The following is a 22151-nucleotide window of genomic DNA, read 5'->3' as shown; positions in this document are numbered from 1 at the left end:
ATGTTGTTCATGAAGGGAATCGTTCTTGCGGGCGGATCGGGTACACGCCTTTACCCCATTACTCAAGGGGTATCCAAGCAGCTGCTACCGATCTATGACAAGCCCATGATTTATTATCCGCTGTCAGTGCTGATGCTGGCGGGTATCCGCGAGATTCTCATTATCTCGACGCCTGATGATCTGCCCGGGTTCAAACGCATGCTGGGCGATGGACATCAGTTTGGTATTCAGTTGCAGTATGCTGAGCAGCCATCACCTGATGGTCTGGCGCAGGCCTTCATCATCGGTGAGGACTTTATCGGTGACGATAACGTGTGCCTCATTCTTGGCGACAACATCTTCTATGGCCAGCATTTCAGCGCCGCCCTGCGGGAAGCGGCGCAGCGTACGTCAGGCGCAACGGTATTCGGCTATCAGGTCGCTGATCCGGAGCGCTTCGGTGTCGTTGAATTCGATGCCGATGGCCGAGCAATTTCGATCGAAGAAAAACCCGAACATCCGAAGTCTGCTTATGCCGTAACCGGGCTATATTTCTACGATAATGATGTTGTCGAGATCGCGAAGGCGGTCCAGCCGTCTGACCGTGGCGAACTGGAAATTACTTCAGTAAACAATGCCTACCTTGACCGCGGCGATTTGAACGTAAGCGTGCTGGGGCGTGGGTTTGCCTGGCTGGATACCGGAACGCATGACTCCTTGATGGACGCTGGCGCATTCGTGCAGACCATAGAAACACGCCAAGGTTTGAAAGTCGCGTGTCTGGAAGAAATTGCCTGGCAGCAAGGCTGGTTGTCGAAAGAGCTGCTGCTGGAACAGGCCGAGCTACTCAAGAAAACCGGCTACGGTCAATATCTGAATCGACTGATCAAGGATTGAAGTAATGAATATCATTGAAACGAAGCTGCCAGGGGTACTGATCGTCGAACCGAAAGTCTTTGGTGATCAGCGCGGCTTTTTTGTCGAGTCCTATCAGAAGCAGCGCTATCAGGAGGTCGGCATTGGCCCCGACTTCGTACAGGACAATCAGTCTCGTTCCTGCAAAGGGGTGCTGCGTGGCCTTCACTTCCAGGTCAAGCATCCTCAGGGGAAACTGGTGCGCGTCAGCCGTGGCGCCGTCTATGACGTAGCGGTCGACATCAATCCGGATTCTCCGACCTGCGGACAGTTCGTGGGTGTCGAACTGACGGAAGAGAACCAGAAACAGCTGTGGATTCCGGCCGGTTATGCGCATGGTTTCTGCGTGATGAGCGATGTTGCGGATTTCCAGTATAAGTGCACGGACTATTACGCTCCGGGAGACGAAGGAGGGATTTTGTGGAACGATCCTGAAATCGCTATTCCTTGGCCGGTAGCGTCATCTCCGATCCTGTCAGAAAAGGATGAAAAATACCCGACTCTCGCTCAGTACTTGGAAGGACTCAAGAAATGAAAGTACTGATTACCGGTGCCAAAGGGCAGGTCGGGTTTGAACTCATGCATGCCGTGCCTGAGTGGGCTGCCGTTACAGGACTGGGTTCCAAAGAACTAGACATTACCGACGAGGCTGCCGTTATGGCAGCCTGTCGCCGTGTACAGCCTGGTCTCATTATCAATGCGGCTGCCTACACGGCGGTCGATAAGGCGGAATCCGACCAAGATACGGCTTTTGCCGTCAATGCCACTGGCGTTGATTATCTGGGCAAGGCTGCAGCCGAGCTTGATATTCCGATCTTCCACATCTCTACGGACTATGTCTTCGATGGTATGAAAGACACGCCGTATCTGGAAACGGATACATGCAACCCTCAGAGCGTCTATGGTGCCAGCAAGCTGGCTGGCGAACAGGCGCTCGCTCAGCGTACGGACAGACATGTCATCATGCGCACGAGCTGGGTGTTCGGGCGTCACGGTAATAACTTCGTCAAGACGATGCTTCGTCTGGGTAGCGAGCGTGACGCGCTAGGCGTCATTGATGACCAGAAGGGATGTCCGACATCAGCCAGAAGTATCGCGCTAACGCTGTGGGACATGGCTGAGCGCTATAGACAGGAGCAGTCATTGCCCTGGGGAATTTATCATTTTTGCAACGACGTACCCTGCAGCTGGTATGAGTTTGCCTGCGCCATTTTTGATGAAGCTGTTCTGCAAGGGCTTCTTGCCAAGGCGCCTACGGTAAATCCCATTCCCACCGAGGCTTATCCGCTGCCAGCTAAACGCCCTCAGTATGCCGTGATGGATGTTTGTAAATTAATGCATGCTTTCCGCCGAAATCGAGTGCTTTGGCAGCATGAACTGCGGGATATGCTGGCATCCGTGGAGCAATAGCGTGAAATTTATAAAACGACCAAGGATGTTAGGCCTCTTCACTTATATTGGGCCTGTATTGGACTTCGTATGTGTAGTATGTGCGGGGTTGTTTGCTTATGACCATGTCTATGGCGATCAAGAGATGCATGACCGCTATTGGCTTGCGATATGTACTATTGCGTTGCTCGTCTTATTCGTCAATGCCTATACAGGGAGCTATCGTAAATATCGCGATAAGAGTGTTATTGGTATTATTATCTCGTTGATATTTGCATGGGGAATGGCGGCGTTCCTATCTACATCCATTGTTTATTTTGCTCATGTAGCTGAAAAATTTTCTCGCTTATGGTTTGTAATGGTTATTATGATGGGATTTTTAGGGTGCGGCCTAGGCCGTATCGTATTCCATTTGTTATGCGGGTTTTTTCCGCTTCCTTTACATAAGCAGAAAGTTTATATCATTGGTGATGATGACTCCTTATCCAAGATGAAGGATAACCTGGATACAGCGGTGGGTAGTCAATATGATCTAGTGGGCATGACGGAAGTAGTAGCCAATGCGTCATTAGATGAACAACGGTTGAATGGCGACATCATGGTCAGTGGTGCCAAAGAGATATGGCTAGCCATGCCGTTGGAAATGGGGGGAAACCTAAAAGAGATCTTATACTCTATTCGGCACCAGACAGCTGAAATAAGGTTTTTTCCAGAAATTTCAGATCTACCGTTGATAAACCAACATATCAGTAATGTATTGGATATGGTTGCCATAGATCTTAGTGTTACCCCTATGAAAGGGAGCGCTAAACTATGGAAACGCGCCGAAGATATCGTACTCTCGATTATTGCACTAATAATATGTATTCCAGTATTTTTGTGTATAGCCATCGCTATACGGATAGAGAGTAAAGGCCCTATAATATTTAAGCAGTATCGCACGGGTATAAATGGACGTAAATTCAAGGTCTACAAGTTTCGATCGATGGTTGTTCATAAAGAACAGAATGGCCAGGTAACTCAAGCTTCACGCAATGATAGCCGTGTTACTCGAGTAGGTGCTTTCCTAAGGCGAACGTCTCTAGACGAGTTGCCACAGTTTTATAATGTTCTGCAGGGACGGATGTCTGTAGTGGGGCCTCGCCCTCATGCTCTGGCCCATAATGAGTATTATAAGGACTTAGTCGAGTCGTACATGCAGCGACATAAAGTAAAACCTGGTATTACCGGTTGGGCTCAAGTACGAGGGTATCGTGGTGAAACCGATACCTTAGAAAAAATGCAGAAACGTGTACAGATGGATATCTGGTATATATGCAATTGGTCTTTGATGCTGGATATAAAAATTGTATTTCTAACCGCATTCAAAGGTTTTATAAATAGAAATGCATTTTAAACATTGCTATGCAGCAATAATGTTTGCTAAGGAATGAAATGCTGAACCTGTTTTCGCGCTATCTGTCTGTAGGAGTAATTAATACTGCTATTCATTGGGCCGTATTTTTCATATTACACTTTTGCGGCATGAATCAGCTTGTATCCAATATAATAGCATTTGCTGTGGCGGTTACTTTTTCTTTCGTGGCAAATGCATATTTTACTTTCAAACAAAAAGCGACATCATGGCGTTATATTGCTTATGTTGCTTTTATGGGAGGATTGGCAGCGGCAACAGGCTATATAAGTGATGCTGTTACCATACCCCCTATATTAACATTGATAATATTCTCTGCAATTAGCCTGGTTGTGGGTTTTATATATTCTAAATTTTTTGTCTTTAGGACATTACGATGACTATATCTTTAGTGGTGCCTGTGTTTAATGAAGAAGAGGCGATCCCTATCTTCTACAGTGCAGTAAAAAAAGAGTTATCTGATTTTGATATTGAGATAGTGTTCATCAATGATGGAAGCAAGGATAACTCCGAAAATATTATAAATGCCTTAGAAGCTAGCGATCCAATGGTTAAGGCGTATAGCTTTACTCGTAATTTTGGAAAAGAAGCGGCTCTTTTTGCAGGATTGGAACGCGCTACAGGCGAGGCAGTAATCCCTATTGATGTTGACTTACAGGATCCTATTGAGCTTATTCCTGAAATGGTTGGCAAATGGAAGGCTGGAGCCGATGTTGTTTTAGCCAAGCGGGTAGATCGTAGTTCAGATGGACGTCTTAAGCGCAAGACGGCTGAATGGTTTTATCGCCTGCACAATATGATTAGCAATCCGAAAATAGAAGAAAATGTAGGTGATTTCCGGTTAATGTCTCGGGAGGTAGTTGATAATATCAAGCTGATGCCCGAGTGTAACTTATTCATGAAGGGCATTCTTTCTTGGGTTGGGGGAAGAACGGAGATAGTTGAATACTCGCGTACTGAACGTGTATCAGGCGTTTCTAAATTTAATGGTTGGAAGCTTTGGAATCTAGCGATTGAAGGCATTACCAGCTTTTCTACAATTCCTTTGAAAATTTGGACTTATATCGGATTGGTAGTGGCTAGTGTTGCTTTTATATATGGGGCATGGATGATTGTTAATACATTGCTTTGGGGAAATCCCGTTCATGGGTACCCATCACTTTTGGTTTCCATTCTATTTTTAGGAGGGATTCAGTTGATAGGGGTTGGTGTCTTAGGAGAGTATATAGGGAGAATATATTTAGAAACCAAAGGTAGGCCAAAATATATTATGAGGAGAAAAAAATGAAGTTTTTTTATAGAAATAAATATGTCATTGCTTTTTCTTTGATATATTTAATGTTCTTTTTTAAACTGTGTTATGGCCATTACGTTAATATGGCAGATGATGTCTGGTTTTCTAATGTTCATGACTCTCAATCTAATATTTTTGTTTGGTTGAAAGATCGTTATTTTCAATGGACATCTCGAATACCTATTGAATTTTTTCTTGTGTTGTTGATAACTCATTTCAAAATATGGGTTTTTATAAATTCATTTATGTTTGCATCCCTTGTTTTATGCATAACCTATTATCTTAACCTTGGCTTAAAAAAACTCTTGATATCCAGTGTGCTTGTTTTTGGTTTAGTCTTATGGGGTATGCCTAAATCAGTTTCTTTTGAAGCTGCTATTTGGATGACTGGATCATTTAATTATTTGTGGCCCGTGGCGCTTGCTGCTATATCATATTTATGTTTATACAAGTATTTTTTATGTAATAGTAGGTTGTTTGTTATTTTGTCATGCATTTTTGTTTTTCTGTCATCATTTAATGAGCAAATGGCAGTAGTTAATTTTTCCTCTATTCTTATAAGTATTGTTTATTTCAGACTGTCCGGCAGCAAGTATTTATTTTTATTGCCGCCGTTGCTGTCGGTATGTATTGTGCTTGTTATAATAGCAACATGCCCAGGGAACATGGCTAGATATAATATAGAAACTGCCGCCTGGTTTGAAGGATTTAATAGTATTGGGTTGTTTGGAAAGTTGGTTCTCGGATGCAACCTCTACGTTGATGCGCTTGTGTCGAAACATAGCGTAGTACCACTACTCTCATCTCTAGCATTAATTAAAGTATGTAATAGTTTTTGGGCGAAATGTATTGCTATTTTTTGGAGTGTTGTTTTTTTAGCGACACTGATTGTATCTCCTGATGCTATACGCTTGAATGAAAATGATGTTCTAACATTTCTTCCACTGATGAGAGCCTTCTTAGCTACTCTATATTTGATTTCTGTTATATGTGCGGTATCTATATCCAGATCTTTCGATAAATCTTCTTTAGTGATAGTTATTTGTTTTGTTTGCTCTGCTGCTTCGATTGTTTTTATGGGGCTATCTCCTACTATATATGCTTCTGGCAAAAGGGTCTTTTTTGTTTATTATGTGATTATGATTTTTTTAATTATAAATATTTTCCTTCAAAATAAAAGATTTTTAAATTTAAGCAAGAGGGCTTGATTAAATGTTGTTATCAATAAACAGGTTGGTTAATTCATTGGTTTTGGTTACTGTTATTGGAGATTAACGTGATGACTAAATTACATAAAAAAGTAACCTTTTTGTTATTAGTAACAATCTCGATCTTTTTTACAATTTGGCTCGAATCTAGATATTTCCCTGTAGAGCCCGATGTGGCTAATAGTCCGATTGTATGGCAAGAAATATTAAATACAGGTGTTGGTGCAATAAATAGTTGGCAGCCAACAGTTGATAACTGGTATTTTACAGTATACCCGGTTAATTTTATTACGTATTACGTTCTGGGAGATAGTGGGCTTGTCTCTTTAAAAATATCAACAGCCATCTTTTCAATTTCTATTGTTTTCTTAGCTTATGGTATTGTTACCGCATTTTTAAAGAAAACATATGGTGCAATGGCAATAATCCTTCTTACGCTAATTCCTGCATTTGGCTATAAATTTGGGTTTATTGGACACCCATTTTCTCACAACTCTACAAATTGCTTTGGACTTCTATGCTTATTAATTATTGTAACCTCTCCAGGCAAAATTAGTGTTTTTAGAACATGCTGTTTAGCAGTTATAGCAACTCTTTCATCTTTGTCTGATCCTTGGTTTTTAGCAGCATATTTTATTCCGATAGTTGTTTATTTCTTTTATATCTTTTTAAGAGATAAATCTTATGTCTATAACTTGTTAATTATTTCTGTCTTCTTTTTCGTAAGCTGGAAAGGATTTATTCAGAAAATAATAGGCTTGCCTGTTCATCATTTTTCTCTAGTTCCTGTGCATACAATGCTTGATAATTTAAAGATATTTCCATTGCTTATTGGAAAGTCTTTGAATTTGTTTTTTGTAGACAATGGAATAGCCGCATATTTGTCTTTTTGTGTTTGGATGGCTGTTTTTTTACATTCTATTTTGGTTGTAATAAAAAACAAACATGAACGATATATAGACTTTGTTATTATATCGCTGTTTTCAGTTCTTGGGGTCGTTTCTTCTTTTGTTTTGAGTTACGCAAGTGCTAGTGAAATAAGTGCAAGATTCTTTGTTAATGTAACTTGTCTGGCGTTGATTATATGTTGTTTATATATGACATCTAAGTTTAAAATATTTTATATTATAATTTCTTTATTGTTTGCTTTGTCATCTATTAACTCATATGCAAATAATAAAGGTCCTCTTCATAACCAATATAAGCAAAATTTAGACTATATCACATTCCTTAGAGCACATGGTTTAAGTTATGGCTATGGCGCTTTCTGGGGAATGTCAAATACAGTAACTTGGCTCTCGAATGGAGATATAAATATAATCCCCGTTTTTTTCGAAAAAGACAATGGCACAGTAGATTTTCGTTCCTCACGTGTGCAAACAATGAAGAAATGGCTTGATGAAAAAGAATTGCAAATGGCTCCAAATAGGCAGTTTATTTCTATCTCTACAGGGCTTGACGGAGAAAGATGTATCTCAATGGAGCCTTGCTTGTTAGGTATAAAAAAACAGCTAGGAGAACCAGATGAAATACTTAAGTATGGAAGCAATATTATCTTTGTTTATAATAAAAGATTAGGTTTGTGATTTTGATAAAACCAATATGGTATATGATTCATATTGGTTTTATTGTTGTAGTACGTTTTCAGATGATTTTTGCTCGAAGAGAAGAAAATACTTTATGTGCTTGTTATGGGAGTTATCATGGCCGTAAGGGCTGAATCTACATGTCGATGGCGTTGGGTCACCACCCTAATCGTATTTTTGATGTTCGCCATAAATCTTTCCTTTCCCGGTGGTTACTCGCTGGGGCCGACGCTACTGCTGCTGCTGTCTGTGGTAGTGGTGGTGCCTCGTTCTTGGCTCAGCTCAGCGAACTCGTTCAAGCTTAGAATCAATGCTCATGACCGCTGGTTGATGGCCGCTTTTGGCGCTTACTTCTGTGCTCTGGCCGCGGAAATTCTTTGGTTCCACCTTAAATCTCGCGAGCTTGATAAACCTGCTCGCTTTCTGCTGGCGATCCCGGTACTGCTGATCTTGCTGCGTTACCCACCGCGCGTCACTTGGCTCTGGAGAGGCGTTGTGCTGAGTGCGGTGTCTGCAGGCGTTCTTGCCGTATACCAGAAGATCTGGCTAGGGTTGGATCGAGCAGAAGGTTTCCTCTATCCCATCCAGTTTGGTGATCTTTCCATGCTGATGGGCGTGCTGTGCCTTGCGGGTATCGCATGGGGGCAGGAACAGAAGCGTCGTGCTTACTGGATCACGGCTTTTGCGTTGGGTGCGGCAATGGGGGTAGGGGCTTCGCTGTTGTCAGGATCTCGCGGCGGTTGGATTGGTGCGCCGTTGATCTTCCTTATGCTGATTCGCAACTACTCGAATTTCCTCACACGCAGCCAATGGGTGGGGCTTATTACCGGTATCTGCATGTGTGGTGCTGCTGTTGTTGCTATTCCTGAAACCGGAGTTGCTCGGCGCATTCATCAAATCTACATTGATGTCCACCATTATAAGAATGGCGAAAACAATACGTCGCTGGGGGCTCGCTTCGATCTGTGGCGGATGGCCAATTATATGTATGGCCATCGTCCCATCTTTGGCTATGGGTCCTACCAGTTCGTGGAAATGCGCAACGAGATTCATGAAAAGTTTGGCTACGGGCAGGGCGTTATCGAGCAGGATCTACAATCCGCCCACAATGAAATCCTAGACGCTGCCGCCAAGCGAGGCAGTATTGGTGTCCTTGCGCTTCTGGGCGTCTATCTCGTACCTCTCGCGTTGTTCTCGCGCTACCGCAAAAGCCGTGACATGACGACTCGCTCGCTGGCCCTTGGGGGAGCGATGATCCCTGTATGCTTTATGGATTTTGGGATGTCACAGGTGCTTTTCACTCATAACGATGCGGTCATGGTGTACCCTTACGCGATTGCGGTGTTCTGGGCTTGCCTGCGCTATCGACAGGCCCAGTTACGTTGGACCAATAGCGGATTTCTCCCGTCGTCCAAGTAGGTTACAAGAACGGTAACGTCTTTTTCTCGTCTGATAAATATCGGGCGACGGCATGCAAGGATTTACATTTCTCGGTGCGGCTGGAGCCGCACTGATATTGTCTGGGCAAGCCGCTTCGTGCGGCTTAACACAAGGATGAATGAGCCATGAAAATTTCCGTTTTCGGCGTGGGCTATGTGGGGTTGGTTACGGGGGCATGTCTGGCAGACGCAGGCCATGAGGTCATGTGCATGGACATCGACCCGGACAAGATTGCTCGCCTGCAAAAAGGCGAAGTGCCGATCTATGAACCGGGCCTAGACGACGTCGTAACGCGCAACGTGGCGGCAGGGCGTCTGTTCTTCACTACTGAGCCTGCTAAAGCGGTCGAATTTGGTGTGCTGCAGTTCATTGCGGTGGGTACGCCTCCCGATGAAGACGGCAGTGCTGATCTGCAGTACGTACTGAACGTCGCTCGTTTGGTTGGGCAGCACATGACCGGCTATAAGGTGCTGATCGACAAGTCCACGGTGCCCGTTGGAACCGCCGACAAAGTTCGTGATGCCGTTGCCACAGTATTGGCCGAACGCTTCCCGTCCGAAGCGGATCGTCCCGCGTTCGATGTGTGCTCCAACCCTGAGTTTCTCAAGGAAGGTGCGGCCATTGAAGATTTCTCCAAAGGCGCGCGTATCGTCGTTGGTACGGGTTCTGAGCGCGTTCGCGAACTGATGAGCGAATGCTACGCACCGTACAACCGCATCCGCAATAAATTGATGTTCATGGACGTGCGTGCAGCGGAGCTGACCAAGTACGCGGCCAACAGTATGCTTGCGACCAAAATTAGCTTCATGAATGAAGTCGCCAACTTGGCTGAGCGTCTGGATGTCGATATCGAGCAGGTACGCCAAGGGATCGGTTCTGATCCACGCATTGGCTACCACTTCATCTATCCCGGCTGCGGCTATGGCGGTTCCTGCTTCCCGAAAGACGTGCAGGCCCTGACGCGCACGGCCAGCGAAGTCGGTTACGACGCTGAGCTGCTGAAAGCGGTAGAAGCGGTCAACCTGCGCCAGAAACAGACGCTGTTCACCAAGCTCTCCAATGCGCTGGACGGTGACCTGAAAGGCCGTACGATCGCTGTTTGGGGGCTGTCGTTCAAGCCGGAAACCGATGACATGCGTGATGCGCCCAGCCGGGTACTGATGGAAGCGCTCTGGAAGGCCGGTGCTACCGTGCGTGGCTACGATCCGGTGGCAGAAGACGAATGCCTGCGCATTTATGGCCAGCGTGATGACCTGCAGTTGGTCGACGACCGCATGGATGCCCTGCAAGGTGCTGATGCGTTGGTTATCTGCACCGAATGGACTGAATTCCGCAGCGTGGACTTCGTTGCCGTCAAAGCTGCTCTGCGCTTCCCGGTGATCGTCGATGGTCGCAATGTCTTCGATCCGAAAGCAGTCAAGGATGCGGGGCTGATGTACTACGGTGTTGGTCGCGCTGACTCGCTGCAAGGTCACTGACCGTAGGCTGATGTTTGCTTCAGTGCCGTAAGGTACTGACGGATGAATACCCGCTCATGGTGACCATGAGCGGGTATTTTATTATCAAGTGTAAAATATTTATTCTCTTTCGATAAATAGAGATCTGTCATCCCGCATAATTAACGGTGGGCGTGTATCCATGCCCATTCGATAATCGTTATGCTTTGTGCAATTCTTCTCTGTGCTAGTAATATTGTGTATCAGAATGAAATTATCTCTTTTTATATCAAGCGACTATGCGTTTCAATTTTTTTGAATATTATCCATTAGATAAATAACGATATGAAGTAATAATTGTTGAAACGCGTATTTACAATCCCCTTGAGATGAATATTACTTGATCATCTGTGAGTATAGCCCGGCCATTTGAGTACGGCATGTCTCTATATCCGTATTCATCAAAGTATAAATAATAACAATAAGGTCTTGCTATGTTACAGAACGTGATTACTTCAAAAGAACAGTCCGCCGAGTGGTGGTTGGATATGAACCTATACCAGATCTACGTGCGTTCTTTCGCAGATTCGAACGGTGACGGGGTGGGTGATATTGCGGGCATCACCCAACACCTTCAGTACCTGGCGGATTTGGGGATTAATGCCATCTGGCTAACGCCGTTCTATCCGTCTCCCCAGGCCGATATGGGCTACGACGTTGCCGATTATCGCAACGTCGATCCGACCTACGGCACGTTGGACGATTTCGATGCGATGGTGGCCAAAGCTCATTCGCTCAATGTGCGCGTGTTCATTGATATCGTGCCCAACCATACCTCTTCGCAGCACCCGTGGTTCCAGGCTGCACTCAAAGCGGCGCCGGGCAGTGCCGAACGCAATCGCTATATCTTCGTCGATGGTCGTGATGGCGGTAAGCTGCCGCCGAATGCTTGGGGAGGCTGGACGACCACCGAGCCGTGGACCAAGGTCGATACGCAGTGGTATCTGCATATGTTCTCGGCAGAGCAGCCTGACCTCAACTGGCGCAATCCCGAGGTGCGTGAAGAGTTCAAGAACACGCTGCGCTTTTGGATGAATCGAGGCGTCGATGGTCTGCGTGTCGATGCCCCCACGCTGCTGATCAAACCGGAGCTGACGGCCACACAAGCGGAAGACAATCTGCCGGATCTGTTCCCGATCTATGCCGAGTGGCGCAAGATGCTTGATGAAGAATTTGGTCCGCGCTGCATGATCGGTGAAGTGTTCGACGATGCCGAAACCGGCATGGAAAACTTCGTCGATAAGGCGCACATGAACCAGATCTTCTGCTTTGACTATCAGGAAGCGCCGTGGCAGGCAGACGAGTTCAAGGACATCATCGATTCATGGGTAACCACTACTCGCGAACACGGTTCTTCCTCGGTATGGGTGTCCTCTTCCCACGACCTTATTCGCCAGGTGTCTTATCTGGGCTTCCCCGATCCGAAGAATAAAGGCAGTGATATCGGCCCAGAGGATGAACAGCCGGATCTAGAATTGGGCACGCGCCGTACTCGTGCCATGACGCTGATGACCATGTGGCTGCCAGGTGCCATCTGCACCTACTACGGTGAAGAACTGGGATTGCCGGATCACACCACGCTGACTGATGCTGACCTGCAGGGCCGCGATATGGACCGCGATGGTTGCCGTTCGCCGATGCCGTGGGCATCCGACAAGCCGAATCTTGGCTTCAGCACTGCCGCGCGTGCTTGGCTGCCTCTGCCGCAGGTCTACCGTGAACTGGCCGTCGATGTGCAGCAGCAGTCCGATACCTCGATGCTGAGCCTGTACCGCGTGCTGTTCAAAAAACGACAGGAACTGGGACTGGCGGCGGGCGACGTCACGTTCATCGACACTGACAGCGACGATGTGATCGTGGCACGCAATGGCAACATCTGCCTCGCGATCAACTTTGGTGATGATGCGGCTCCAATGCCCGCGGGTGAAGTGATCGCCAAAAGCCTGCCGGATATCGACGTGACTGACGACCTGCCAGCCAATGCGGCGGTATGGCTTTATCAGGACTGGGCGGTGGAAGACGACGACGATGAAGATGACGACGAGGATAATTCGACCGACAGTGAATGATCTGCGAATGCACGGTGTTCTGCGAGCGGCGTATGACCGCCATCAGTACGCCACCTCATAACGATAACAGGCATGTCACTTCGGACATGATGTAAGTTAGCTTGGCGCTCGGCCTTTGATGGGATACCGATGGTATTTCCATAGGGGGCAGGGCGCTTTTTTATGGAATGAGGTGTTATGAAGCGAGCCGTGGGGATTTATCGGATGGATCGGAACGGTGCATCATAAAGGTCTTATCGGTGGCGCAATATGCAATGCTTAGGAAAGGCAGGGCCGTATGTGCTGCCTTTCCTGTCAGTTCACTTTTGGGGTGCCGGTTAGCTTAGGTCATGCAAGGCCTTATCCAGCGGCGGCGTCAATGTCAGTTCACTGAAGTCGACGGCTAGCCCGGCTCGCTCTGGTGTGCAGCACATCACGCCGACGCGGCAGTGCTGGGCCTTGAGATGGAACAAGCGCAGCAATGGCCACACTTTGCCGTCCGCCGAGTACTGTAGGCGCAGGCTGTCGCCGCGGCGCGTCAGGCGCATCCAGAAATCGCGCGCATTTCCGGGAAACACCCCCGTTGTCCAATCCGAATGCCCTTGTGTCAGCACGCTGCCGATCGCTGGCTGCCCGTCGTTGTATTCGATACCCGCCTTCAACCAGCATGTCTCATCAGCGACCAGCATGATGCCGGCTTGGTCATACAGTGTCTGAAAGTCAGCTTGGATATGGGCTTGAAAGGTGAAGTCCCCGTTCACTTCGGTGCCATAGAAATGACCGCTGAAGCGTGTAAAGCCGTACCACGTTTCACGCCAGAAGTCCGTCGCGCCATCGGTGATGACGCGCAAATGTGATTCATCGCCTGACCACTGCTGCGGCGCATTGAGCCATTGGTAACGTTTCATGAGGGGCACCTTGATTCTTTGCATATGGGCTTGAAGGGGCGGCACCGATGGCCAGAGGCGATCACGCCGTCATAAATGGTTCACGTCACGGTGCTTTTGGCACCGATGGCTGCACTGCTGTCGATCATAGGTTGAGCAGACTACTGCTCAAGCTCCGCCCCATACGTTGCCGTCCGTGGTGTCGCATCAGGCACGGGTGAGGAGTGCTTGAGGCACGTTTCCGGCTGATCGTTGTGCTCTCTTGGCGCAACAGCGCTCTGACAGAGTGCCCATATTTCATGCTGATCGAAATTGTACGTTTGTACAATTATGAAGAGGTGTTGACCCGCCCCCGATTCGATGCCGGCGAGGTTGTAAGGGATATGCCCATGTGAGCAATGAATACGACGCCGTTTGACCGGCTTGTTGGTGCTGCTGGCCCATTTCCCTGTGTTCTCAGCGATCGTGGCATGCAACGCATCCGTTCAGATGCTGTCTAGTAATGTTCTGACCGTGGCGGCGCGCGTTCCGGCACGCGTCGGGCCTCCGTGCACGACACGTTATCGCTGTGCTGCATGCACTACATGTGCTGCATGCACTACAGAAGAAAAACGCTGCTGTATGGGGTTGCTTGTGCCATCGTTTGGCGGCCAAAGCGTGTATTACTTAGCCAGCGATCCATCTACGTAATAGGGAATCATAGTTATGCAGGACATCCATCGTTTCGAAGCGACCAGCGTCAGCTGCTTCAGTGAAAACGGCGTCGATATCATCGGGCTGAGTGATGACGATCAGGAGCCAGAGCACTTTGTCGTCTTGATGCAGATGCGTGAAGAAGGCATCCCGGGTGAACAGAGCATCGAGATGCAGACTGAAGCGACCGGTCGCCCTGTCACGGGGAGCTTCACGGCAGTACGGCTGGCGGGCCACCACATGCAGGTGGCACTAACGGAGGAATGGCAAGAGCTGTTGGGTTACGGCACTATCGAGGTGACCTTGCCCGAACGTCATGAGCACCAGCTGCTGGCGCAGTACCTTCACCTGTGTCTCGACGATACCGCTATCGAATTGACCATCGACAACTGATAGGCGCGGCCATTGCACTGACAATGGCCACTCTTGGTCAATGCTTTCAAGGTGGGCGTTATCTGAGCGCTCCCTTTGGCGCAGCGGTATGCCGCTGCCAAGACGAACGTCGCGCTGTCAGGCGAACAAGCGCTATTCCGCTGCGCTATTCCTGCCGTTTGTCCTTCTTGAGTTACGCCACACTTGTCCACTTGTAGATACGTATCGGTATGCTGCCGACCGTTCGCCTGAGCACTAGCTGGGCGTGACCGGTGGTAGCGTACTGTTCGCAGTCTCTCCGCAAGCAAGGACGGATAACATGAAGGCCTCTCTGATCGTGGCGGCCAGTGGTCGCGACACACACTTGGTCAATACCCTCAGATGCGCTCTGGCGCAGCGCTATGCCCAGCTCGAAGTGCTGGTGCTGGATAGCGTCGACAACCGTTCACTGATCGCAGAAGATTTTCTGGAGCGCAAGCAGGCGCGCATCCGTCATATGGTGCTGCCCAAACGCTCGCGTCTGGCGCTCTACAATCATGCCCTGACGCATGCCACGGGGGACGTGCTGATCTTCATCACCGATCATGTGTCTTTCGGGCCTTACTTTGTCGATCAGCATATGGCCTGTTACCTAGAGGCGCAGATGGGGGCGGTTCAAGGGCGCATCGTTACCAGTGAAACCGCGTCGTCTCGCGTGCCCACTCTGTCGCGTACGTGCCAGCTCAAGGGGCAGTTCAACTGCCTTGCAGGTGGACGCACCAATCGTTTGGGTGAGCATAACTTCAGCGTGCGGCGCCAAGCGGCCGAGCAGATTGGCCTGTTCGATGAACAGATGGACGCTAGCGTGGAATGGGCGGGAGCGGATTACGGTCTGCGCTGCTACCAGGCGGGCTGGCATGTGCGCTTCGAAGCTCAGGCCGAACTGGTGCCGCATGGCAGACAGAGTGTCGCCAGCGAACGCCTGCGTTGTCAGCAACGTTTGGAAGGGCATCATCTGGTAGCCCAAGCGCTGTTCGCCCATCGCCATCTCTCGCCGTTGATGCGCTGGTGCCATCGCGTGTTGCAGCGTTGGCAGGGATGGAGCGATATCCAGCAGCGGCAAAACGACGCGTGGAAGGCCGTGGCTGCAGAGGCCGACGCCATTAGGGTTCACGCCAGTGAGCCGTCATCGCTGATGATTGAGGTGATGACGCCGCACCCTCATGGCTAAGTAAATTAGTATGATTTCGTTTTGGTAAACACTCGGTTTGTTGATATAAATCCGAGCGTCTAAAGGTGAGTGGTTGGCCTACTGCGAAGGTATGGTTAAGCACGGAAGGCGACAGCCGATAAAGGAGCTGTCTATTGTTGACGCTGATAGTGCGGCAACTCGCCACGGCGTGAGAGAGAATTAGTCTTTCCCTTTAGTACAGCTTCCTTTTATGCTGGGCGCCAAATTCTGGGACACGCATTCGCGTGTAAAACATCTACTTCTTAATGTTGGGATTGAAACCATGAAAGCACTCAGGTGGCATGCTCAAAAAGACATTCGTGTTGACGAAGTCGAAGAAGCAACAGCAAAACCGGGCTGTGTGAAACTGAAAGTTCACTGGTGTGGTATCTGCGGTACTGACCTTCACGAATACGAAGGTGGTCCTGTTTTCATCCCGACAGACAAGCCGCACCCGCTGACTGGCGAAACCGCGCCGGTAACGCTGGGTCACGAATTCGCAGGTGAAATCCTCGAAATCGGTGAAGGCGTAGAAGGCTGGAACGTCGGCGACCGCGTCGTTGTCGAACCGCTGATGTTCAACCCGAAATCCCGTGCTGGCCGCGTTGGCCTGTACAACCTGTGCGATGACATGGGTCTGTACGGTCTGTCAGGTATGGGCGGTGGCTTCTCCGAATACGCTTGCGTACCGGTCGACATGCTGCACCGCATGCCGGAAAACGTTTCCTACGAACAGGGCGCGTTGGTTGAGCCTGCGGCCGTAGCATTCCACGCTGTTCGTCGTAGCCGCTTCAAAGCAGGCGACAACGTTGCTGTCTTCGGTGCTGGTCCGATCGGTCTGCTGACCATCGAATCTCTGAAAGCCGCTGGCGCTAACAAGATCTACGCGATCGAGCTGTCTGAAGAACGCTGTGCACGCGCTGAGAAACTGGGCGCTACCGTTCTGAACCCGGCCAAAGTCGACAACATCGTTGACCTGATCATCGAAGAAACCGACGGCGGTGTCGACGTAGCCTTTGAAGTTACCGGTGTTGCTCCGGTTCTGCAGCAGGCCATCGACAGCACCAAAATGCACGGTGAAGCGATCGTCATCAGCGTATGGACTAAACCGGCTCCGATCCAGCCGAACGCTCTGCTGCTGAAAGAACGCAGCATGACCGGCGTGTTCGCTTACTGCAACGTCTTCCCGGCCGTTCTGAACCTGATGGCTCAGGGCTACTTCAAGGTCGATGACTTCGTTACCGATAAGGTTGCGCTGAACGACGTCGTAGAAAAAGGCTTCCACGCGCTGCTGAACGAGAAAGATCAGGTCAAAATCCTGGTTTCTGCTCACAACGCATAATGCGGTTAGGTGTTTTTCCGGAACACCTTCTGCCTTGTCCGTTGCTACGCCGCTCCTGTATAGGGGCGGCGTTTTCGTTTCTGATCGACACATAAATAATGCACTGCTCAGAGCATCGCCAAGTCGCCGTTCTGTACTGCGGGACGGTCTATGCTTAGCGTATCCTTATCGGTAACTTGGCCCATATTAATACGCCGTTTTCAAGTTCCATGCAGTTAACACTTGGTCTGATATCCTTTTGGCTAGTGCGCGCATGTGTCCTATCGTCTCTTGGCGGCCCCCGTTATAAAAACACTCCCCAGTTATGTGTGAGCTCATTTCTTTCACACATGCCGGTCTATGACGACCGTCATTCATTTAAGGGGATAACATCAATGAAAGCATTACGTTGGCATGCTCGCCGCGACCTCAGGATTGATGACATCGATAGCCGTGCGCCTGGCGCAGGCGAGGTGCGCATCAATGTGGCGTGGTGTGGCATCTGTGGTACCGACCTGCATGAATACAATGCGGGTCCGGTTATCATTCCAACGGAAGCCCCGCATCCACTGACCGGTGAAACTGCACCGGTCGTACTGGGCCATGAACTGTCCGGTACCATCGCTGAAGTGGGCGAAGGCGTCACGGAATGGAAAGTCGGCGATCGTGTAACGGTTGAGCCGCTGCTGTTCAACCCTGACTCTCCTTCCTCCCGTCAGGGCGACTATCACCTGTGCGAAGACGGTGGCTTGATCGGCATTTCCGGTATCGGTGGCGGTTTCGCTGAAGAGGTCACGCTGTCTGAAAAGCTGCTGCACCGTCTGCCGGATGAAGTCTCGCTGGAGCAGGGCGCGTTGGTTGAGCCGGTCGCGGTTGCCGTTCATGCCGTGCGCAGCAGTGCTTTCAGACCGGGCGATCGCGTCGCGATCTTTGGGGCCGGTGCGATCGGTCTGATGCTGGTCGAGACCCTGAAAGCCGCGGGCGCTCAGGATATTTACGTCGTCCAGCGCTCTGAAGCGCGCCGTCGCAAGGCGGAAGAAATGGGCGCGATCACGATCGACCCGTCTGCGGTTGATCCGGTCGAAAAACTGATTGAGCTGACCAACGGCGGCGTAGACGTGGCCTTTGAAGTCACCGGTGCCAGCCGTATGCTGCAGGCCAGCCTGTCCTGCACGCGCAGCCACGGTCAGACCGTTGTCGTTAGCGTATGGGAAGAACCTGCTACCGTTCAGCCGAACGTACTGCTGCTGAAAGAACGCAACGTGATGGGTGTCTTCGCTTACCGCAATGTGTTCCCGACCGTTATCTCGCTGATGAAGCGCGGCTTCTTCAAAACGGAAGATTTCGTAACGGCCAGAATTCCGCTGGCGGATGCCATTGAAGAAGGGTTCGAGCGTCTCAACACGGATAAGACCCAGATCAAAGTGCTGGTCTCCCCATCTCTGGCGTGATAGCGCTGTGATGACATGAGATGTCATCGACAATGAGAAACGCCCCGATGGCCTAATGGCTGTCGGGGCGTTTCTTATTGCTATAAGGCTCTTTTCTATTCTGAGGACCGGTTTTTAGGGAATCATGCGGCGCTGGCGCAGAGCGTAGAGCACCGCATCGACCAGCGTGGCAAGCGGCTGGCGACCGTCGAGGTGAAGCTCCGGCGCATCAGGGGCCTCGTATTCGGCATCAATGCCGGTGAAGTTGCGAATCTCTCCGGCGCGCGCTTTGCGGTAGAGGCCTTTTGGATCGCGGCGCTCGCATTCATCCAGCGGTGTGTCGACGAAGACTTCCAAAAAGCGCCCTTGGGGAAGCTTGTCGCGGGCGGCCTGCCGTTCGGCGCGGTGTGGCGAGATAAAGGCGGCCAATACGACCAGCCCTGCATCGACCATGAGCGCAGCGACTTCGCTGACACGACGGATGTTTTCTCGGCGATCGTCAGCGGTGAAGCCGAGGTCGCTGCACAGACCGTGGCGAGTGTTGTCGCCATCCAGCAGATAGGTGTTGATACGCTGCTGCTGAAGGGCCTGTTCTACGGCGCCTGCCAGGGTGGATTTCCCCGAGCCGGATAGCCCAGTGAACCACAGCACGGCCCCTTGGTGGCCCTGACGCAGCTCGCGGCTTTCGCGCGTGACGGCGTGCTGGTGCCAGACGATGTCGGGGGCGTGTTCGCTAAGGTTGGCCTTGTCCTGCCGTGACTCGGGCATGAGGGCGTTTCTCCTGACGTACGGTGCGAGGCCTTGGCCTGCACGGTGGGTACGTTGGGTGCGGTGGCACGGCAGGTATGTTGCCGTGCGGGCACCCGCCGGTCACTGGCACACGCCGAAGGGCGGTGGGTGTGCCAGCGCTTCGTTATTTTCCTTCGTTGAGCAGGTCGCGCGCATTCCAGTGCGGGAAATGACGACGAACAAGTGCATTGAGCTCCAGCTCGAAGGCACTGTACTGGGACGGTGTTCCTTGGGCGGCCTCTGTCAGCGTGTCGTGCACCATCGCGGCCCCTACCGTAACGTTGCTGATGCGGTCGATCAGAATCGCACCGCCCGTCACGCTATTGGTTGTGTACGGGTCGATCAGCAGCGGCTTGTCGAAGGCCAGGCGCACGCGCCCGATGCCGTTAAGCGGCAGAGCGTCGGCATCCACTTGGGCAAGGGTGTTGATCTCGACCTGATAGTCGATGCCGGTCACTTGGGCCTGACAGCTTTCACCGGCCACCTTGAGCAGGTAGCGCTTGCCGATTTCGAGCGGTGCTTCGGTCATCCAGACGACGTCGACGCTGGCCCCTGAAGCGGCTTCGAGCGTGTCATCCGCGGCCACGATCAGGTCTCCACGGCTGATGTCCAGCTCGTCTTTCAGGGTCACGGTGACGGCCTGACCGACCTGTGCTTCGCTTAGGTCACCGTCGAAGGTCACGATGCGGTCGATATGCGACGTGCGGCCGGACGGCAGTGCCTTGATGGCCTGTCCTGCGGTCAACGTACCGCCTGCTACGGTACCGGCATAGCCGCGGAAGTCGAGGTCAGGACGGTTGACGTACTGCACCGGGAATCGCAGTGGCATGTCGATGGCCGCCGGCGTGACCTGGATCGTTTCCAGCAGTTCCAGCAGCAAGGGGCCGGTATACCACGGTGTGTCACCCGTGCGCTCGACGATGTTGTCGCCGGTCAACGCTGACAGCGGAACGAAGCGAATATCCAGCTTGCCCGGCAGCTGTGCGGCCAGATCGAGGTAGTCGGCTCGGATCTTTTCAAAGACGTCCTGATCGTTGTCGACCAGATCCATCTTGTTGACGGTAACCACCAGATGGCGAATGCCCAGCAGCGAGACGATGAAGCTGTGGCGGCGCGTCTGGTCGAGTACCCCTTTGCGCGCGTCGATCAGTACGACGGCCAGTTCACAGGTGGAGGCACCGGTCGCCATGTTGCGGGTGTACTGCTCGTGTCCGGGCGTATCGGCGATGATGAACTTGCGTTTCTGGGTCGAGAAATAACGGTAGGCCACGTCAATGGTGATGCCTTGCTCACGTTCGGCCTGAAGGCCGGCCACCAGTAGCGCCAGATCAAGGTTTTCGCCCTGCGTGCCGTGGCGCTTGCTGGTCTGGTGCAGGCTCGACAATTGATCTTCGTAGATCTGACGTGTGTCGTGCAGCAGGCGGCCGATCAGTGTGCTCTTGCCATCGTCGACGCTACCGCAGGTCAGAAAGCGCAGCATGCCTTTGTTGCTTTGCGCTTTCAGATAGGCTTCGACGCCGCCGTATTCGGCGATTTCGCGTACGATGGCGCTGTTATCCATGCTGCTGTCGGTGTGGGCATCCTGTGCCGCAGTATGTTGAGTCATCAATCCTCTCCTGCGCGTTCCCGCCGAGCGATGGCCGGAACGGCCTGTCCTGTAAGAGTAACCGTGCGCTGTTGCAGTGCCGCTGCCGCAGATGATGATGGGCCATAAAAACGACCTGCAAGATGCCAGCGCGTGCGGCCAGTGCCGCGGGCTATCGAGTGGCGATCAGAAGTAGCCTTGGCGTTTCTTCAGCTCCATTGATCCCACCTGATCACGGTCGATCAGGCGTCCCTGACGTTCGCTGGTCGTTGCCACTAGCATCTCTTCGATGATCTCGGGCAGTGTGGTGGCCTCAGATTCGATAGCCCCCGTCAGTGGCCAGCAGCCCAGCGTACGGAAGCGCACCATCTTCTCTTCGATCTTTTCGCCCGGCTGCTGGGGGAAGCGCTCATCGTCGACCATCATCAGCATACCGTCACGTTCCACGACCGGGCGCTTGGCCGCTAGGTAGAGCGGCACAATGTCGATGTTCTCCAGCAGGATGTACTGCCAGATGTCCAGTTCTGTCCAGTTAGACAGCGGGAACACGCGGATGCTTTCCCCTTTGTTGATGCGGGCATTGTAGTTGTGCCACAGCTCGGGGCGCTGATTCTTCGGGTCCCAGCGGTGGAAGCGGTCGCGGAACGAATAGACGCGTTCCTTGGCGCGTGAACCTTCCTCATCACGGCGTGCACCGCCGAAGGCCGCATCGAAGCCGTATTTGTCGAGGGCCTGCTTCAGTCCTTCGGTCTTCATAATGTCCGTATGACGAGCGCTGCCGTGATCGAAAGGATTGATGCCCATCGCTACGCCTTCCGGGTTCTTGTGTACCAGCAGGTCGAAGCCGTAGGCCTTGGCCGTGCGGTCGCGGAACTCGTACATTTCGCGGAACTTCCAGCCGGTATCGACGTGAAGCAGCGGAAAGGGTAGGCGGCCCGGGTAGAATGCTTTGCGTGCCAGATGCAGCATCACCGATGAGTCTTTGCCGATCGAATACAGCATGACCGGGTTATCAAATTCGGCAGCGACTTCGCGGATGATGTGGATGCTTTCGGCTTCGAGCTGTTGCAGATGAGTCAATCGGTTTGTCGTCAT

19 protein-coding genes are annotated in these 22151 nt (G+C 51.0%); 15 read left to right on the top strand and 4 right to left on the bottom strand.

What is annotated here, in order from left to right:
- The first annotated feature begins 9 nt into the window (after window positions 1-9).
- The 11 genes from rfbA (at window position 10) to ACMHYW_RS10045 (ending at window position 12790) form a co-directional block, all read left to right on the top strand.
- Entirely contained in the window at window positions 10-876 is an 867-nt protein-coding gene (gene rfbA / locus ACMHYW_RS10095; RefSeq protein WP_414499815.1) for a glucose-1-phosphate thymidylyltransferase RfbA, read from the top strand.
- 4 nt (window positions 877-880) lie between these two features.
- Window positions 881-1429, top strand: a complete 549-nt coding sequence (gene rfbC / locus ACMHYW_RS10090; RefSeq protein ID WP_414499814.1) for a dTDP-4-dehydrorhamnose 3,5-epimerase — start codon at window positions 881-883, stop codon at window positions 1427-1429.
- On the top strand, window positions 1426-2304 hold the full coding sequence (rfbD, locus tag ACMHYW_RS10085) for a dTDP-4-dehydrorhamnose reductase (RefSeq protein ID WP_414499813.1): 879 nt from the start codon (window positions 1426-1428) through the stop codon (window positions 2302-2304). The genes rfbC and rfbD overlap by 4 nt, the downstream gene beginning before the upstream one ends.
- 1 nt (window position 2305) lies before the next feature.
- Entirely contained in the window at window positions 2306-3679 is a 1374-nt protein-coding gene (locus ACMHYW_RS10080) for an undecaprenyl-phosphate glucose phosphotransferase (RefSeq protein ID WP_414499812.1), read from the top strand.
- Window positions 3680-3717: 38 nt separating this feature from the next.
- Window positions 3718-4077, top strand: coding sequence for a GtrA family protein (locus ACMHYW_RS10075; RefSeq protein ID WP_414499811.1), 360 nt, complete (start codon window positions 3718-3720; stop codon window positions 4075-4077).
- A complete protein-coding gene (locus tag ACMHYW_RS10070; protein WP_414499810.1) occupies window positions 4074-4985 on the top strand; it encodes a glycosyltransferase family 2 protein in 912 nt (303 codons plus the stop codon). The genes ACMHYW_RS10075 and ACMHYW_RS10070 overlap by 4 nt, the downstream gene beginning before the upstream one ends.
- Entirely contained in the window at window positions 4982-6199 is a 1218-nt protein-coding gene (locus ACMHYW_RS10065; protein ID WP_414499809.1) for a DUF6056 family protein, read from the top strand. The genes ACMHYW_RS10070 and ACMHYW_RS10065 overlap by 4 nt, the downstream gene beginning before the upstream one ends.
- Window positions 6200-6267: 68 nt before the next feature.
- A complete protein-coding gene (locus tag ACMHYW_RS10060; RefSeq protein ID WP_414499808.1) occupies window positions 6268-7785 on the top strand; it encodes a hypothetical protein in 1518 nt (505 codons plus the stop codon).
- Window positions 7786-7965: 180 nt separating this feature from the next.
- Complete coding sequence (locus ACMHYW_RS10055; RefSeq protein WP_414499807.1) at window positions 7966-9204, top strand: O-antigen ligase family protein; 1239 nt, start codon at window positions 7966-7968, stop codon at window positions 9202-9204.
- 146 nt (window positions 9205-9350) lie between these two features.
- Entirely contained in the window at window positions 9351-10703 is a 1353-nt protein-coding gene (locus tag ACMHYW_RS10050; protein ID WP_414499806.1) for a UDP-glucose dehydrogenase family protein, read from the top strand.
- A gap of 452 nt (window positions 10704-11155) precedes the next feature.
- Complete coding sequence (locus ACMHYW_RS10045) at window positions 11156-12790, top strand: alpha-amylase family glycosyl hydrolase (RefSeq protein ID WP_414499805.1); 1635 nt, start codon at window positions 11156-11158, stop codon at window positions 12788-12790.
- Window positions 12791-13107: 317 nt separating this feature from the next.
- On the opposite strand, the gene ACMHYW_RS10040 is transcribed toward ACMHYW_RS10045, so the two are convergent.
- Window positions 13108-13677 carry a DUF1349 domain-containing protein gene (locus ACMHYW_RS10040; protein WP_414499804.1) on the bottom strand — a complete coding sequence of 190 codons (570 nt, stop codon included), beginning with the start codon at window positions 13675-13677 and terminating at the stop codon, window positions 13108-13110.
- Between the two features lie 684 nt (window positions 13678-14361).
- Between ACMHYW_RS10040 and ACMHYW_RS10035 the strand changes: the two genes are divergently transcribed.
- From ACMHYW_RS10035 to ACMHYW_RS10020, 4 genes are all read left to right on the top strand, one after another.
- Complete coding sequence (locus ACMHYW_RS10035; RefSeq protein ID WP_414499803.1) at window positions 14362-14742, top strand: hypothetical protein; 381 nt, start codon at window positions 14362-14364, stop codon at window positions 14740-14742.
- 298 nt (window positions 14743-15040) lie between these two features.
- Window positions 15041-15931 (top strand): glycosyltransferase family 2 protein, encoded by an 891-nt coding sequence (locus ACMHYW_RS10030; RefSeq protein WP_027704713.1) that lies wholly within the window; start codon window positions 15041-15043, stop codon window positions 15929-15931.
- Window positions 15932-16214: 283 nt separating this feature from the next.
- A complete protein-coding gene (locus tag ACMHYW_RS10025) occupies window positions 16215-17273 on the top strand; it encodes a 2,3-butanediol dehydrogenase (protein WP_414499802.1) in 1059 nt (352 codons plus the stop codon).
- 374 nt (window positions 17274-17647) lie between these two features.
- The gene (locus ACMHYW_RS10020; RefSeq protein ID WP_414499801.1) at window positions 17648-18703 is read left to right on the top strand and encodes a 2,3-butanediol dehydrogenase; all 1056 of its coding nucleotides are present in this window, start codon (window positions 17648-17650) and stop codon (window positions 18701-18703) included.
- Window positions 18704-18817: 114 nt separating this feature from the next.
- Here ACMHYW_RS10020 and cysC read toward each other — a convergent pair whose 3' ends face one another.
- The 3 genes from cysC to cysD form a co-directional block, all read right to left on the bottom strand.
- Window positions 18818-19450, bottom strand: a complete 633-nt coding sequence (cysC, locus tag ACMHYW_RS10015; RefSeq protein WP_414499800.1) for an adenylyl-sulfate kinase — start codon at window positions 19448-19450, stop codon at window positions 18818-18820.
- A 145-nt stretch (window positions 19451-19595) separates the two neighbouring features.
- Entirely contained in the window at window positions 19596-21032 is a 1437-nt protein-coding gene (gene cysN / locus ACMHYW_RS10010; RefSeq protein ID WP_414501500.1) for a sulfate adenylyltransferase subunit CysN, read from the bottom strand.
- A gap of 210 nt (window positions 21033-21242) precedes the next feature.
- Window positions 21243-22151 (bottom strand): sulfate adenylyltransferase subunit CysD, encoded by a 909-nt coding sequence (gene cysD, locus ACMHYW_RS10005; protein ID WP_414499799.1) that lies wholly within the window; start codon window positions 22149-22151, stop codon window positions 21243-21245.

Origin of the sequence: Zymobacter sp. IVIA_12111.31 C1 (assembly GCF_047495495.1) — a bacterium.
GTDB lineage: Bacteria > Pseudomonadota > Gammaproteobacteria > Pseudomonadales > Halomonadaceae > Zymobacter.
Note: the sequence above shows the minus strand (reverse complement) of the source record. Positions and strands in the feature narration are given on the sequence as shown.